At 42.6% G+C, this 15,307-nt stretch carries 8 protein-coding genes and 2 tRNA genes; 1 reads left to right on the forward strand and 9 read right to left on the reverse strand.

All coding sequences use genetic code 11. From position 1 onward, the window contains the following. Nucleotides 1-5: 5 nt before the first annotated feature. On the reverse strand, nt 6-3,092 hold the full coding sequence (locus FN809_RS09500; RefSeq protein ID WP_142533285.1) for a SusC/RagA family TonB-linked outer membrane protein: 3,087 nt from the start codon (nt 3,090-3,092) through the stop codon (nt 6-8). Between the two features lie 107 nt (nt 3,093-3,199). Between FN809_RS09500 and FN809_RS09505 the strand changes: the two genes are divergently transcribed. Beyond that, nucleotides 3,200-3,397, forward strand: a complete 198-nt coding sequence (locus FN809_RS09505) for a hypothetical protein (RefSeq protein WP_142533286.1) — start codon at nt 3,200-3,202, stop codon at nt 3,395-3,397. A gap of 528 nt (nt 3,398-3,925) precedes the next feature. Here FN809_RS09505 and FN809_RS09510 read toward each other — a convergent pair. The 8 genes from FN809_RS09510 to mutS all read right to left on the reverse strand — a co-directional run bounded on the left by FN809_RS09510 (nt 3,926) and on the right by mutS (nt 15,292). Then, complete coding sequence (locus tag FN809_RS09510; RefSeq protein WP_142533287.1) at nt 3,926-6,202, reverse strand: GH92 family glycosyl hydrolase; 2,277 nt, start codon at nt 6,200-6,202, stop codon at nt 3,926-3,928. A gap of 72 nt (nt 6,203-6,274) precedes the next feature. Beyond that, the gene (locus tag FN809_RS09515) at nt 6,275-7,450 is read right to left on the reverse strand and encodes a glycoside hydrolase family 130 protein (RefSeq protein WP_142533288.1); all 1,176 of its coding nucleotides are present in this window, start codon (nt 7,448-7,450) and stop codon (nt 6,275-6,277) included. A gap of 12 nt (nt 7,451-7,462) precedes the next feature. Next, nucleotides 7,463-9,223: a sodium:solute symporter family protein gene (locus FN809_RS09520; protein WP_221929399.1), complete on the reverse strand. Its 1,761-nt coding sequence runs from the start codon at nt 9,221-9,223 to the stop codon at nt 7,463-7,465. Nucleotides 9,224-9,361: 138 nt separating this feature from the next. Then, entirely contained in the window at nt 9,362-10,225 is an 864-nt protein-coding gene (locus tag FN809_RS09525; protein ID WP_185957519.1) for an alkaline phosphatase family protein, read from the reverse strand. A gap of 11 nt (nt 10,226-10,236) precedes the next feature. After that, the gene (locus FN809_RS09530) at nt 10,237-11,799 is read right to left on the reverse strand and encodes a cellulase family glycosylhydrolase (RefSeq protein ID WP_142533291.1); all 1,563 of its coding nucleotides are present in this window, start codon (nt 11,797-11,799) and stop codon (nt 10,237-10,239) included. 502 nt (nt 11,800-12,301) lie between these two features. Beyond that, nucleotides 12,302-12,385, reverse strand: a tRNA-Leu gene (locus FN809_RS09535). Between the two features lie 45 nt (nt 12,386-12,430). Beyond that, nucleotides 12,431-12,503, reverse strand: a tRNA-Gly gene (locus tag FN809_RS09540). A 164-nt stretch (nt 12,504-12,667) separates the two neighbouring features. Beyond that, complete coding sequence (gene mutS / locus FN809_RS09545) at nt 12,668-15,292, reverse strand: DNA mismatch repair protein MutS (protein ID WP_246095560.1); 2,625 nt, start codon at nt 15,290-15,292, stop codon at nt 12,668-12,670. Nucleotides 15,293-15,307 lie beyond the last annotated feature (15 nt).

The raw sequence follows: 15,307 nt of genomic DNA on the forward strand, positions 1-15,307 counted from the left end.
GTTTTTTAGAAGTTAAGTTTCAAATCCACCCCGAACGATCGTGTACTTGGCAATGCGGAATGCTCCAAAGCAACACCTGTGGTACCACTGCTATACCCACTCTGTGGGTCGATATCGCCCGCAGCATTATACAGGAAATATAAATCGCGAGCTACTAACGAAAGTGATGCACCTTGAATAAAAGTTCCTTTTAGCATTGACGAAGGCATTCGGTAACTTAGTACTACTTCTTTAAGTTTAACGTGGGTGGCATCCAAAATGTAGTCTGACGAAATATCATTCACATAAAAATCCGTGAAGTGCTTGGTCATAGCCGGAATATTTACCGTATTTTCCTGACCGGTATTTTCATTTATTCCATCCTCAACAATTCCCGTTTCACGTCCATATAATGTCCGGGCGTCGGTTCCAAACATCATTCGGTACGTTCGGCCATAAGTATAAAAATCACCTCCAACCTGGTAGCTTATCAATGTTCTGAGCGACCAGTTCCTGTAATTAAAGTTATTGGTAATACCTCCATAAAAATCAGGATTCATATCTCCCAGGCGGGTACGCTCATCGTTGCGTATGGCCAGGCCCTGGTCGCTAATAAGTTTATTGCCAAATTTGTCCCGCTTAAAATCGTAACCATATATTGATCCAAACTCCTCGCCTTTACGAGCTTCGACGGTTACTGTTTTAATATCGTTAAGTGTAATACTTTCAAGACCTTCATTTAATTCCTTAACGGTTGAGTTACTTTTTGTATAAGTAAGGCCCACATCCCATTTAAAATGCTCCTTTTCAACTGGAATTGCATTAATCATCAGCTCAACACCCTTATTGTCAATGCTGCCTGCATTAATAACTTTATGGCTAAAACCACTGGTTACCGAAATGGGTACGGCCATAATTTGATCTGTGGAATGTGCCTGGTAATAGGTGAAATCAAAGCTTAATCGATTTTTAAAAAAACCTAATTCTGCACCCACTTCCCACGAGTTCGTTGTTTCGGGCCTTAATGTGGTGGAGGGTAGCGTTTCGGGTAATGATGCAATGGGGTAAGGCAAGGTTTGCGTTTGACTAATTCGATATGTATACTGGGTTCTATATGGCGATGTGTCGTTACCAACCCTGGCATACGATCCACGTATTTTACCACGACTGAACACCGCCTTATCCACATTAAGCAGCTCACTAAAAAGAAAACTAATATTTTCGGAATGATACCAGTATGAATTGTTATCCTTTGGCAAAGCCGATGAGTTATCATTACGCAAAGTAAAATCGAAATACAAGAGGTTTTTAAACCCAATCTGTGCTAAACCCAAAAATGAATAAACAATTTTTTGAGAACGCATTTCCTCGCTATAGGCCGTTTGATAATTGCTGATATTATAAAAACCATCCACCTTACTGTCGTAGCCATACAATCGCATAGACCGTATGTTGTTAACACGATAATTTGTGCCCAGACTGGTCGTAACATTTATATTTTTAACATCTGTTTTGTAGGTGGCCAACAAATCGGTATTCCAATTATCCGAAACACCCTCGTAATGAGCATATTCGCCGCGACCTTGTTTTTGTGCCAACGAACCTCTTGTTGAGTGCTTGGTAAAATTATTTACCAGATAATCCACCCCTGACTTGGCATTGACATTAATTTTATCGTTTACATCCCAGGTAAGAGAGAACATCCCTTGAAAACGATCGCGCTTACTATAGTTTCTGACGTTATCAATTGCCCAATATGGATTATTGAAATAATTGTCGTTATGCCATTTCAGCTCGTTGCCCATTGCATTTTTCGTGTTGTTTTTAACATCTATCAATTCGATATCGCGAGGCATAAGAGATAACATTAGCGACGTATTAGCAGCGCCTTCGGCCAAATCCGGACGATTTTCAACCTCTGAAGTAATATAAGTCACCTTACCATCGACATTGAGCTTATCGGTTAGTTTAGTAGAAGCCCTTAGGTTATATGTTTGCTTGCTTAAGGTATTACCTTCCAATATACCATCGGTATCCTGATTCGTAATTGACAAGCGGAAAGACGATTTGTCGGATTGATTTTGCAAGGCAAGCGAGTTGGTGAATGATACTCCCGTACGATAAAATTCCTTGTATGGATTTCCCTGAGGAGTAAAAGTATCTTGTTCGCCTAACCAATTGGTGTACTGTTGCCCTTCCATCTTTGGTCCCCAGCTCCACGAAAAAGGATAATCGAGTACGGGCCTGCCATCGCTGCCAATGGGTGCAAACTGGCCATAAGCACCGGTTCCATATTCATTTTGCAAATCAGGTGTCAGCATGAGGTGCGATGTTGTAAGAGAACTATTAAAAGCAACCCCAATCCCATTCTTCCTGGTCCCTGATTTTGTCGTAATCAGAATGACGCCGTGCATACCCAACGAACCATAGGCAGCCGAAGCACCTGCCCCTTTAAGTACACTTATAGAAGCAATATCATCCGGATTAATGTCAGAAAGCTCATCGCCCTGATCGACTCCACCCCACCATTGTTCTGTACCTCCTGCGTTATTACTAACCGGAATGCCATCAATGACAATCAAAGGGCGGTTTGCCCCTTCAATGGTTGTAACACCGCGAAGTAAGATACGGCTCGAACCATCGACCCCACTCTTATTTTGTGCTATTTGCAGGCCTGAAACCTTGCCGCTCAAGGAGTTCATCACATTGTTTTCTTTGGCTATATTCACCTCATCGCTACCCAATTGCGAAACGGAATATCCCAGTGATGTTTTGTCCCGCTTAATATTTAAGGCGGCAACAACTACCTCGTCAAGGTTAGTAACGTCAGGTACTAAAGTAACATCAATAATTTTTCTTCCTTTAACGGCAACTTTTTGAGTTATAAAACCGATAAAAGAATACACCAATAGGGCATCATCAGGGATATTCTTTAATTGATAGTTCCCATCCATATCTGTGATGGCGCCAACATGGGTTCCTTCGATTAAAATGCTCACCCCCGGAAGAGGTAGATTACTTCCTTCTTCGGTTACTTTTCCGCTAATGGTCTTTTGACCATAGCCTGCCACGGAAAATAAGAGAAGTACAACTAATAGATATGACCTGTTCATAAAAACTGATTTAATAAAACTGCATCACAAATATATTAAGTGAATACGCTCTACTACATAAATAAGCCATACTTGGTATGAATGTAGACTATTTGGGGTAAAAAACTATGCGCTTCTTTATTCCCAAATATGAAATGTGGGGTATGTGGGGTGGGCAAGCCAAAACCAAAATGGCTTATGGCTCGCTCAAGTTAGGATATAACAAAGCATTGCCTGCAGGAATTAAGTCCGCTGGAAATCCCCATCCGGGGTACGGTATATTTAAATGGGTATTACATTATCGCCATTGGAATAACGATAGGTAAGTTTTTTACTTGCTAATTTTAAAAAACCAGACAAATTATTAGCCGATGCTTACTAACAAGCCGATGGAGTATTGGTGCCAAATAAAACGTCCGCTAAAGCCTATCCCCTTATTGGCCGGGCTACCAAACAGTGAGGATAGGGTTTCGATATTTAGTTACACTATTGTCCGGTAAAACATTTGCATCTTAATTTAGTGCTCTAGCCGCACGGGCTCTAACTTTTTGGCTACAGCCCCAAAAAGTTAGCAAAAAAAGGCCGCCGCTGCATCCCGATTATAGTTTTGTAAGCTTTTTTGAAAAAAAAGCAACAAAAACTTATTTCGGGACTAAAAATCATATTAGTTGGCTAAAATCCGGAAACTCGCTGCGCTCAAACAGCCCGGATTTTTTAACGCCACCTAACCTGATTTTATTAACGGAAATTCTCTGAGGCGGAAGCCAAGCCCAAATCTAATTAAAGACCTCCCTACACCAACAAAACATTACGTTTGAGAGTTAATTAAAAAAGGTTTACCGGACACCAATAATTTAGTTATTGAACTTAGGCTTATCGCCCATTATGATTTTTAGCAATCCTCCCTTTTTAATATCCTTATGCCCAAATAAGAGCTCTGGAAGAGGCGTTCCGTTCAAACTGGCATGTTGGACGTATTTATTGGCTTTTGAATTATTTTCGACTTGGATAGTGAAAACCTTGTCGTTTTCAAGCGCTATCTCCACCTTATTGAATAAAGGCCGCGAAATAACATAGGTAGGATCACCCGGAGTTAACTGATAAAAGCCCATGGCGTTGAGAATGTACCAGGCCGACATCTGACCGCAATCTTCATTGCCAATTATGCCTTCGGGGGTTGGTGGATAAAACTCATGCAGGATTTTATCAACCAACTCCTGCGTTTTCCATGCCTGGCCCAGATAGGTGTAAAAATATGCAATATGATGGCTGGGCTCATTGCCATGCGCATACTGACCGATTAAACCGGTAATATCGTCACTGGCATCTTCGCCTAATACCTCTGATGAAGTTGTAAACAGCGAATCTAACTTTTGAATGAAATGTGCTTTATCCGGAAACAAATCCACAAAACCGTTTAAATCATGGGGCACAAACCAAGTCCATTGCCAGGCATTCCCTTCCACATACTCCGACTCATCATGGCTCGAATATCTGGGATGGAATGGGGTAACCCAGGTTCCATCCGCATTTTTACCGCGCATAAAGCCTGTTTCTTTATCAAAATAAAAACGATAGTATTGCCCCCTTTTATCAAACTCATGATATAATTCCTCATCGCCCGTAAGCTTTGCAATTTGTGCAATGCACCAATCGTAATAGGCCATTTCTAATCCGTACGAAACGGATTTGGCAATGGAGTCGGCCGGAATGTAAGTGCCTGCATCCACAAATTTATTATACAGCGGCATTAGCTCCCGTTTACCTATATGTGTAACATTGGCTATCAACTCCGGTTTATACCTGGCACTATTGACCGACGCCTCAAGCGCAAGCTGTTTGTTGATACCGGGCAGTTCTTTAGATAATGCATCGGCGATATTGGCTACCGCCGGATAGGCCACCATGGTTCCCGTATAATTAGCGCACAAAGGCCATTTGGGCAAAAAATCGCCTTCCTGATATTTAACCAGTAGATTATTCACCCAATCCACTGATTTTTTCTCATTAATAATAGTCATTAAAGGATGTAAGGCCCTAAAGGTGTCCCACAATGAATAAACCGTGTTGTTGGTATGACCTTCCTTTGCCTGATGAATTTGCAAATCCATGCCCCGGTAACGGCCATCGGCATCCTGATAAATCATTGGTGCAATTAACGAATGATAAAGGGCCGTATAGAATGTGGTTTTTTTATCCTTATCCCCGGTAAATACCTTAATCCGTTCTAACTCCTTTTCCCAGGCTTTTTGGTTGCGCTCTTTCAAGGCTTTAAAATCCCAATTTGGCATCTCGGATTTTAAATTATTTTCGGCACCCTCCATATCTACTGCGGATATACCAATTTTAATTTCAAGTGCCTCATCGGTTTTAAGTTCTTCAAACTGAAGGTAGGCATGTACATTCTTCCCCTGATAGGATTCGGCAGAGGCATCTACATCATCGCCATTGATATTAACTTCGTTCAGGATAAATGGGCTTGAAAAGCGAAGGTAAAAATACACCCTATGATCCTGCGCCCATCCTTTTGAATATTTCAGTCCGCGTATAGTTTGCCGGTCAATAATTTCAAACTCATTGGCCATATTTGAATGCCCCCAAGTGCGCTGAAGTATGTGCCCCACATCCAACAGCACCCTTTTAGTTTCCTTTCCCGAGAACATGTACCGGTGATAAGCCACCCGCATACCGGCTGTTAGTTCGGCCTCCACATCAAAGTTTTTAAACCTAACCTTATAGTACCCCACTTCGGCATGTTCATCTTTCTTGTCAAATAAGGCTATCGGCTTATCATCTTCTTCTCCGGTAAAAGGCAATAGCAACAGGTCGCCCATATCGCCAATGCCAGTGCCGCTAAGGTGTGTTTGCGAAAAGCCATAAATGGTACTGTCGCTATAATGATAACCGCTACTCGCATCCCATCCATTTAAGCGCGTATCCGGTCCGGGCTGAACCATGCCATGCGGCATTACCGGACCAGGGAAAGTGTGTCCATGGAATCCGGTTCCGATAAATGGGTCAACATACCCGATTAAAGCATTGCCCGGTTTTTTTTCGATCTTACCAGAACATGATGCTACAAGTAATACCAGAGCTACGAGAAATAGGCTTAAAACTTTGCTGCGATACATAAGGAATTTGTTTGATGTTATTATTTAATGATTTTAAGGAAATGCGATAATATACGGATTTTATTTGAAGTACTAGTTAATTCTGAAATGCTCTCTATTATGCTCAATTAACGCATTAATTTTTTTAACCGACAAATGTGAAAATAAGTCATCTTCAGGCGTGCTTGTTACATAATCTACCAGTTGCGTTAGGGATGACCTGGCTACATGCAAACGTGTGTCTGACGATGCGTAATAAATATACACCGTCCCGTCGTCATCGGCAAGCCAACCGTTTGAAAATAATACATTTGAGACATCCCCAACTCTCTCGTTACCTTCAGGGGCCATAAAATAACCGCCCGGCTGATGAATTACCTTGCTTATATCCTGTAAATCGGTCATAAACAGATAAAGGACATAGCGCAATCCGGCGGCGGTGTTACGTACGCCATGTGCCAAGTGCAACCAGCCTTGTGGCGTTTTTAAAGGAGCGGGTCCCAAACCATTTTTAAGTTCATAAATTGTGTGATACTGTTTCGCATTGATAATAATTTCCTCATCGAGCGCCGGAACTGTCATGTCCTTAACATAGCCAAGGCCAATGCCTCCCCCGCCGCCAACGTCAATAAAACCATCTTGAGGTCGGGTATAAAGGGCGTACAGACCATTGACAAATTCGGGATGTAGCACTACATTACGTTGTTGACCCGAATGGCTAATCAAATCGGGCAAACGTTCCCATTTGATCAAGTCTTTGGTACGGGCAATACCGGCCTTTGCAACGGCCCTGCTCGTATCCCCTTCAGGCGCATTGGGATCCTTGCGTTCGGTGCAGAAAACACCATAGATCCACCCATCTTCGTGCTGTGTTAAACGCATGTCATACACATTGGTATCCTGCTCCTCGGTTTGCGGCATCGTGATTGGCTTATCCCGGAACCGGAAGCCATCAACCCCGGTATCACTTTCTGCCACGGCAAAATAAGATTTACGGTCTGCGCCTTCTACACGGGCCACAACAATGTATTTTCCGTTTAGCTTGATGGCTCCGGCATTAAAAACAGCATTAACCCCAATTCGCTCTAAAAACAAAGGATTTGTTTGGCGGTTAAAATCATACCGCCAATTTAATGGAACATGTGCAGGCGTTAATATTGGATTAACAAATCGTGTGTACACCCCATTTGAAATATCTTCCTCCGGGTTAACTCTACCAATCAAGTCTTTAAATTGTGTTTTAACTTTCTCTATTCTTTTTTTAATCATCTTATCACGTGTTTATGCGTTTTCGTCTAATTTATTCCACCATGTTTTTTTGAGGATAACTGCACAGACAATGGTTATTCCTATTGTTATCGCCATTGGCAGGTGCTTCCCGAGTACTAAATAAATAGGGATAACGACCAGGCAGGTTTGTGCAACAATACCAACAATAACATTTAACATATCCTTTCCAAAATCCTTGTTAGCGGTAAAGGAAGGGTCTTCTGCTACCACTTTATCATGGATAGGTTTCCAAAAACCCCAGGGGCGTACTTTCTTGTAAAAGTTCATTAATGTTTCGTCATCAGTTGGTTTCGACAGGTATGTGCCGATGATACATCCGGCAACTGAAAGCAACAGCAGCAAAGGGAAATAGTACAAATCTAAAGTTTCGCTGAAGATATAAGGAAAAAGCAAAGCCGGTACAAGACCTGCTACCATCCCCCAAAAGAAACCCGAACCATTAAAGCGCCACCAATGCCATTTTAGCACATTGGATGCCACATAACTTCCAAATAGGGCAGATACAATCCATTGCAAGATAGAATTAACATCACCTGCAAAAAAACCGAACACAATACTGATAACGACCACAAGGAGTCCGGTTACGTAATTGGTTGTTTTAATTTGCTTGTTGGTGGCCTTCTTATTGTAGTACTTCAGGTATAAATCATTGACAATATAGGCCTGGGCCGCATTCAGGGTTCCGGCAAAGGTTGACATAAATGCCGCCAATAACCCGGCCAACAATAAACCCATAAAGCCAACAGGTACAAAGGCACTGATGGCCGAGGGCAATATCTGTTCGAAATCGATTTTTCCGGCGACCAACAGGTTCAGTTTATCGTAATGTAAAATGGCCAAAACAGCAAAACCTGCTATCATTAAGTAACGAACCGGAAGTAAGACCACGCTTACAAAACCACTCATTTTAGCCGCTTCTTTAGGCGAACCGGTTGAAAGGATTTTCTGCATATCATAGTTGGGTGCCGGGCCAGCCAGACTAACCAGGACTCCTTTAAATAACATCATCGAAAAAAAGACACTGAAAAGCGAGTACCCATCGGCTTTTATCTTATCATTTACTTCATGGATAATCCCATTCCAATCCAAATCCAATTTCCATTTAAAAAATGGGCTCATCCAGCCATCAGGCACATTTAATGTTTGACCGTCCAATGCAGCAATAGCGATAACTGCAATCACAATGGCTGAAACCGTCATGATAAGGTACTGAACAACATCGGCCCAAACAATACCGGACATACCTCCCATTATGGAGTAAAAAACAGCAAAAGACGTAAATGCAATACCGTAAATATGAGGCACATAGTGCGGCGGCACATCAAATGGCACAAAATCGGAAAATAACTCCCAGGGAATAAATATCTGTACAAACTTGCCGAGGCCTATAAAACCATAGGCCAAAAAGCCCAGACAAATAATCAGCGCAAACACCACAACTACGGCGTGCGATAGTCGTCCGTCACCCGCATTTCCAAAACGAAAACTAATCCATTCGGCACCTGTTGTAACGTTAGAACGACGCAACCAGGCAGACAGGTACATCATCAGGAAAACCTGATTAAAGACAGGCCATAACCAGGGAATCCAAATACTTTTTAAGCCATAAACAAATATGAGAGTCACCAGCCACATGGTACCGGAAATATCAAACATACCCGATGCATTTGAGAGCCCCAGCATGTACCAGGGTATTTTTTTTCCGCCCAGTAAGTAGGAAGAAATATCACTTTGGGCTCTTTTCTTAAGCACCAGCCCAATTATAATCGTTATCAGCAAATATCCGAGGACAATTGACAAATCGACCGTCTGCAACACCATTATCTTAATTCTTTAGTAATTTACTACTTAGTGGCTATAAGAACATCCTAGTTTTCTTAGATGCACTACTTATTTTAATCCGGCTGATTTGCCGTCCAACTGCCACTCCTCCCTTACTTCAACACCCAAATGATGTAGTGCCGTTACGGCCACATCAACCACATTTACATCTTCCATTATCTTACCTTTTGATACACTTGGCCCGTGGGCGATGTAAAAAATAGTGGTGTGCTCCGGGATATTCTTTCCATGCCCATAAGCACTGCCGCCATGATCGGTTGTAACAATTACCAACCAGTCTTCGTTCTGGTAGTTCTTTCGTGTTTTTAGTGCTTTAATAATTTTTCCAAGCTGTTTGTCGGCCTTTTCAATCTGCTTTAAATACTTACTGCTATCCAGTGAAAAACCATTAACATGGCCGGCATGATCAACGGCATCGAGTGCTACGAATAAAACATCCAGATTTTGTTTTTTAACCGTCCTTTTAGCTTTACACGTCACCCACCAATCAAAAAGACGCCTTTTTTGAATATCGGCATCGCCCTCTTGCAGTATATTGTGAATGGGTTTCCAATTAACAATGGAAGCTGTTGTTAAATCAGGATATTGCGCTTTAATGCGACGGAAAAAATGTGGGTATTCTTCAATGTTTGGGTTTTTGTAAGCATTAGATACCACCTTATGCTTATCGTGCCAAACCCCCGTTAACATACCCGTCCAACAAATCCCGCTACTGCTTATCTCGTCGGTTTGTGTAGTAAACGAATAGGCACCATTTTGCCATAGTTTATCAATGTTTGGTGTGTTGGCTGCCAGCAAGGCATCGGGTCTGCACCCATCAATGCCCAAAATCAATACCTTCTTATTCCCCGCTAAGGAGATGGTGGAAAGAAGGCCGAACATCAGTATTATTGCATAAATTTTTCTGTTCATAACGAAGCTCATTAGTTTAAATTTAACTTAAGCGTGCGTGTTTCTACTCTTCCGGTTGGCTGAATAAGCAACCAGCCATGCCTTGTTCCTTTCAGCGCCTTAAGTACAGATCCGGCCGGTAATTCGCTTTTATTAATACGCTCCACCTCAGGAATAAAAACCATGGTCGCCTCTTTAGTGCCGGCATTCTCCTTCCAGACCATTTCAAATACAGCTGTTTCGCGATTAAAACCATAGGACAATATTCTTCCATTGGTATAAGCGGGATAGGGCCGTAACAATGCATGGGTGAAATAAGCTTTCTTTTCAGTCCCCGGATCGTACGACCAGTAGGCCTGGCCAAACTTGTACTTTTCAATAAGGCTAACCGCATATTGCGCAACCGGGACAATTTCTTCGCCATGACTGTAATAAGCTCCCCATTCGCCTAACCACACCGGCATTTTAAGCTGTTCGCCCTTTTCCTTAATCCGCTTATAAATAAAATTTACACGTTCCGACCTGGCTCCAGCCGCATCTTTCGTATCCGTCACCAAGTCGTAACCATGCGGTGCATAGGCAACTAGCGGATCCGGCTGCCCATTTTTAAGCCTTACGCGTTCAATACTACTGCGAACTCCCATATTGCTGAAATAGCTATGCTCCAGAAACAAAATGGATTTCTGATCTACTTCACGAATTTCGTTGGCCACTCTTTGATACATGGCTTGCAGGTGCGTTGATTCAAAACCCGCGTTAAACGCATACAGGGCATCAATAACATATGCATAGTTTTCTTCTGTCGACAGTAAGTCAAGTGCTTTGGTACGACTGCGTTGATCCGCCCAAATCATCATGATTTGTTCTTCGCTAAGGGTTTTGCCTTGCGTTTTATAAACCAATTCACCATAGGCGGTTAACATGGCCTCCATTACCATTTTTGCCGAAGACCCGGCAAAGGGCTCATTCATTATATCATACCCAATAACATGCGGATTGTTGGCATATCGCTTGGCTACGTGCTTCCATGCTTTGGCGTAATGATCTTGAATGCCCATACCATCCGGTGCGGGGGTATTGTTCCAGAAATGATCGAAGGCCGTTTGAACGGCTTCACTGAGCATATATGCATCGCTCCAAATTGCGCCGGTAGTATGTTCCTTTCCATCGGTAATGGTGGCCCATTCCGGTGCTCCATCCGCATATTTGATGCTGAATAAATCCTGGTGCATATCTAATACGACAAACAAATCGTTGGCCGCCGCCCATTCAATACGTTTATCTATCTCGGCAAGGTAGTCATCGTTGTAAACACCAGGCTCCGGCTCAACACCATCCCAAATAATAACAAAGCGGATACTATTAAATCCTTGCTGTTTCAATAATTTATAAAATTCCGGTCCACCTTTATAAAGGTATTGATCTTTTGGATTTTTATTAACTACATTAATGCCGTGCAGGATTACCTCGCGGCCATATTCATCCACAAAGGCATCTCCTTCAACCGTAATTTTGTTAGGAAAAACAACTGTAGTATCGGTACTGCACCCAATAATAAAACAACAGCTTAACAATGCAATAATAACTTTCTTCATTCCCTATAATTTTAAAGTGTTTTAATTTTCCAATCCTTGGAATTTTAACCTGAACTATTCATAAATTATTTGGGCTGGCCCATAAATGATTGCGTACAAAATTCCGGACACAAACCTATATTGAATAAAGCCATCCGCCTTATTTTATTTGTGTTTTGGTGTAAAATCAATTTATTAGGTGTGAGCATACCCGAACACACGAATGAAACGTATGGCAAGTACCAGCACTAAATTCTGATTAAAAGATTAAACATCGGGAAACATTTATCCCAAATAGGGCATATTGGCCACAAAAAAGACCATTGACAGCATAACTGGAATAAGGGTAGAATTTTAGGATGAAAGCTAAAAAACACAATGCTTAGGAAGCACGAATAGGCCATTCAGCGAATAAAGTAAGTAGTATCTAAACGTAAACTCCCGCTCACCTCCTTTAAAACGAAAAAACCTCAGCCATGTTTGGCTAAGGTTTCTGATAATTTGGATGGTTTATTAATACCTGTACTCGAGGCGGGACTTGAACCCGCACGTCCTAATGGACACAAGATTTTAAGTCTTGCGTGTCTACCAATTCCACCACTCGAGCATCCTGAAAAAAAAAGAACACGCATTGTGTTCTTTTTTCACGGAGAGCGAAAAACGGGACTCGAACCCGCGACCCCGACCTTGGCAAGGTCGTGCTCTACCAACTGAGCTATTTTCGCATTAAGTGCAGCAATCATGTAATGCGCATCGTTACTTGCATATGATATTTCGTGATTGCGGATGCAAATATAGGGCATTTTCGTTTACGTACAAATTTTTTTTAGCTTTTACCAAAACTTTTTCAGACCTACATTTTTAGCTCTCTGATTATCAGAATAAAATATCATCGAATACCCGCAAACTTTTTTATTTCGTTCAGTTTATTCAGGGCTTCCATGGGGGTTAAATTGTTAATGTCGGTGTTGGCTATCTCATCCCGGATTTGCTTTAGCACAGGGTCGTCCAACTGAAAAAAGCTCATTTGGTATCCTTCGCGGTGCTGCCCCATTTCGTTCACCGGTTTCGACAGCCCTCCCTTTCGGTTGGCACCCTCTAATTCAGCCAATATTTGGTTGGCACGATTCACCACGCTCTTGGGCATACCGGCCATGCGTGCCACATGAATACCAAAGCTGTGTTCGCTACCACCACGCACGAGCTTGCGCAGAAATATCACCTTGTTATCCACTTCTTTTACCGAAACATTATAATTTTTACAACGATCGAAGGTACGCTCCATCTCGTTGAGTTCGTGATAGTGAGTGGCAAACAAGGTTTTGGCCTTGGCTCGTTTGTTTTCGTGTATGTATTCTACAATGCTCCAGGCTATGGATATACCATCATAAGTACTTGTACCACGACCAAGTTCATCGAATAAGATAAGACTACGCGCCGATATATTGTTCAATATACTGGAGGCCTCATTCATCTCCACCATAAAAGTAGATTCCCCCGCCGAGATATTATCCGAAGCCCCCACGCGGGTAAATATCTTGTCAACAGCGCCAATTCTGGCCGATTCTGCGGGCACAAAACTTCCGATTTGCGCCAACAACACAATTAAAGCCGTTTGACGCAACAAGGCGGACTTACCGGCCATGTTAGGTCCGGTAATGATGATGATCTGTTGTTTTTCGTTGTCGAGATAAACATCGTTAGGGATATACTCTTCGCCCACTGGCAATTGTTTTTCTATCACAGGATGACGCCCCGATTTAATATCTATCACCTGATTATCTTCAACAATGGGGCGTACATATTTATTTTGAGCCGCCACAGTGGCAAATGACAACAGGCAATCCAATTTTGCCAATAGATTTGCATTTAGTTGGATGGCGGGCAGATATTCACCCAAGCTCATCACCAGATCATTGAACAGTTGTGTTTCGAGTGTCAGAATTTTTTCTTCGGCACCCAATATTTTCGATTCATATTCCTTTAGTTCCTCTGTGATATACCTTTCGGCATTTACGAGTGTCTGCTTGCGTATCCAATCCTGTGGCACCTTATCTTTATGGGCATTCCTCACTTCGAGATAATACCCAAAAACGTTATTGAAACTTATTTTAAGAGAAGGGATGCCAGTTTGTTTTATCTCGCGTTGTACCATGCTGTCGAGATAATCCTTTCCTGAAAACGCAATCTTACGCAGCTCATCTAACTCGGAGCTCACCCCCTGCCCTATCACACTTCCTTTATTAATTTGAGCCGGTGGATCGGTTGCTATTTCATTTTCTATCCGTTGACGTATGGAGCTGCATGGGTTCAGCTGCTCACCAATACCTTTTAGCGTGCTGTTTCCGCTCTCTTCGCAACCTTTTTTAATAGGCTCCACTGCCCGCAGCGCCATCTTTATTTGCACCACTTCTCTTGGTGACACTCTACCCACGGCAACTTTTGAAACCAAACGCTCCAGATCACCCACCGGACGTAAGTAATCCTCCAGATCCTCTTTCAGATCGGGCTGCTTAAAAAAACACTCCACCGCCTCCAGGCGATCTTCTATCAATTTAACTTCCTTCAGTGGCAGGGCCACCCATCGCTTAAGCATGCGACTACCCATGGGCGATACTGTTTTATCGATAACCGAAACCAGGGAGTTGCCTCCTTCGTTTACGGTGCCAAACAGTTCGAGGTTGCGGATAGTAAATTTATCCAACCAAACGTATTTATCCTCCTCAATTCGCGATAGTCCGTTAATATGCTGTACCTTATGATGCTGTGTGAGGTCGAGATAGTGCATCACGGCACCTGCAGCCACTATCCCGTATTTTAAATTGTGGACGCCGTACCCTTTTAAAGACTTGGTTTCAAAATGTTTCAGCAGTCTGTTGCGGGCCGACTCATCGGTAAAAACCCAATCCTCCAGGCCGTAGGAATAAAACTTATCGCCAAAATGCTCGATGAATTGGCTACGCTTGCTTTTCTCGAATAACACTTCCTTGGGCTTAAATCCATTCAACAGTTTATCAATATATTCAAAGCGGCCTTCGGCGGCCATAAATTCGCCGGTTGAAATATCTAAAAAAGCCACCCCGGCACCATTCTTATCCATGTGTACCGATGCCAAAAAATTATTCTCGCGATGCTCAAGCACATTATCGCTCATCGCCACTCCGGGGGTAACCAGTTCGGTGACACCTCGTTTAACAATAGTTTTAGTAAGCTTTGGATCTTCCAACTGATCGCAAACCGCTACCCTTTGACCGGCTCGCACCAACTTGGGTAAATAGGTGTCCAGCGCATGATGCGGAAAACCGGCCAACTCAACATACGAAGCGGCACCATTGGCTCGTCGGGTAAGGGTTATTCCTAATATTTCGGCGGCTTTAACTGCATCATCCGAAAAGGTCTCGTAAAAATCGCCCACCCTAAAAAGTAAAATAGCATCGGGGTGTTTTTGCTTAATTGCATAATACTGCTTCATCAAGGGTGTTTCCACCTTTTTATTTCCTTCTTTTTTGGCCACTACTTTTTGCTTTAC

This window comes from Saccharicrinis carchari (assembly GCF_900182605.1).
GTDB classification, from domain to species: Bacteria; Bacteroidota; Bacteroidia; order Bacteroidales; family Marinilabiliaceae; genus Saccharicrinis; species Saccharicrinis carchari.

Bases quoted from the DNA above. Each gene is read 5' to 3' on its own strand.
- FN809_RS09500 (WP_142533285.1), bottom strand. From the start codon at position 3,092: ATGAACAGGTCATATCTATTAGTTGTACTTCTCTTATTTTCCGTGGCA.
- FN809_RS09505 (WP_142533286.1), top strand. From the start codon at position 3,200: ATGCGCTTCTTTATTCCCAAATATGAAATGTGGGGTATGTGGGGTGGG.
- FN809_RS09510 (WP_142533287.1), bottom strand. From the start codon at position 6,202: ATGTATCGCAGCAAAGTTTTAAGCCTATTTCTCGTAGCTCTGGTATTA.
- FN809_RS09515 (WP_142533288.1), bottom strand. From the start codon at position 7,450: ATGATTAAAAAAAGAATAGAGAAAGTTAAAACACAATTTAAAGACTTG.
- FN809_RS09525 (WP_185957519.1), bottom strand. From the start codon at position 10,225: ATGAACAGAAAAATTTATGCAATAATACTGATGTTCGGCCTTCTTTCC.
- FN809_RS09530 (WP_142533291.1), bottom strand. From the start codon at position 11,799: ATGAAGAAAGTTATTATTGCATTGTTAAGCTGTTGTTTTATTATTGGG.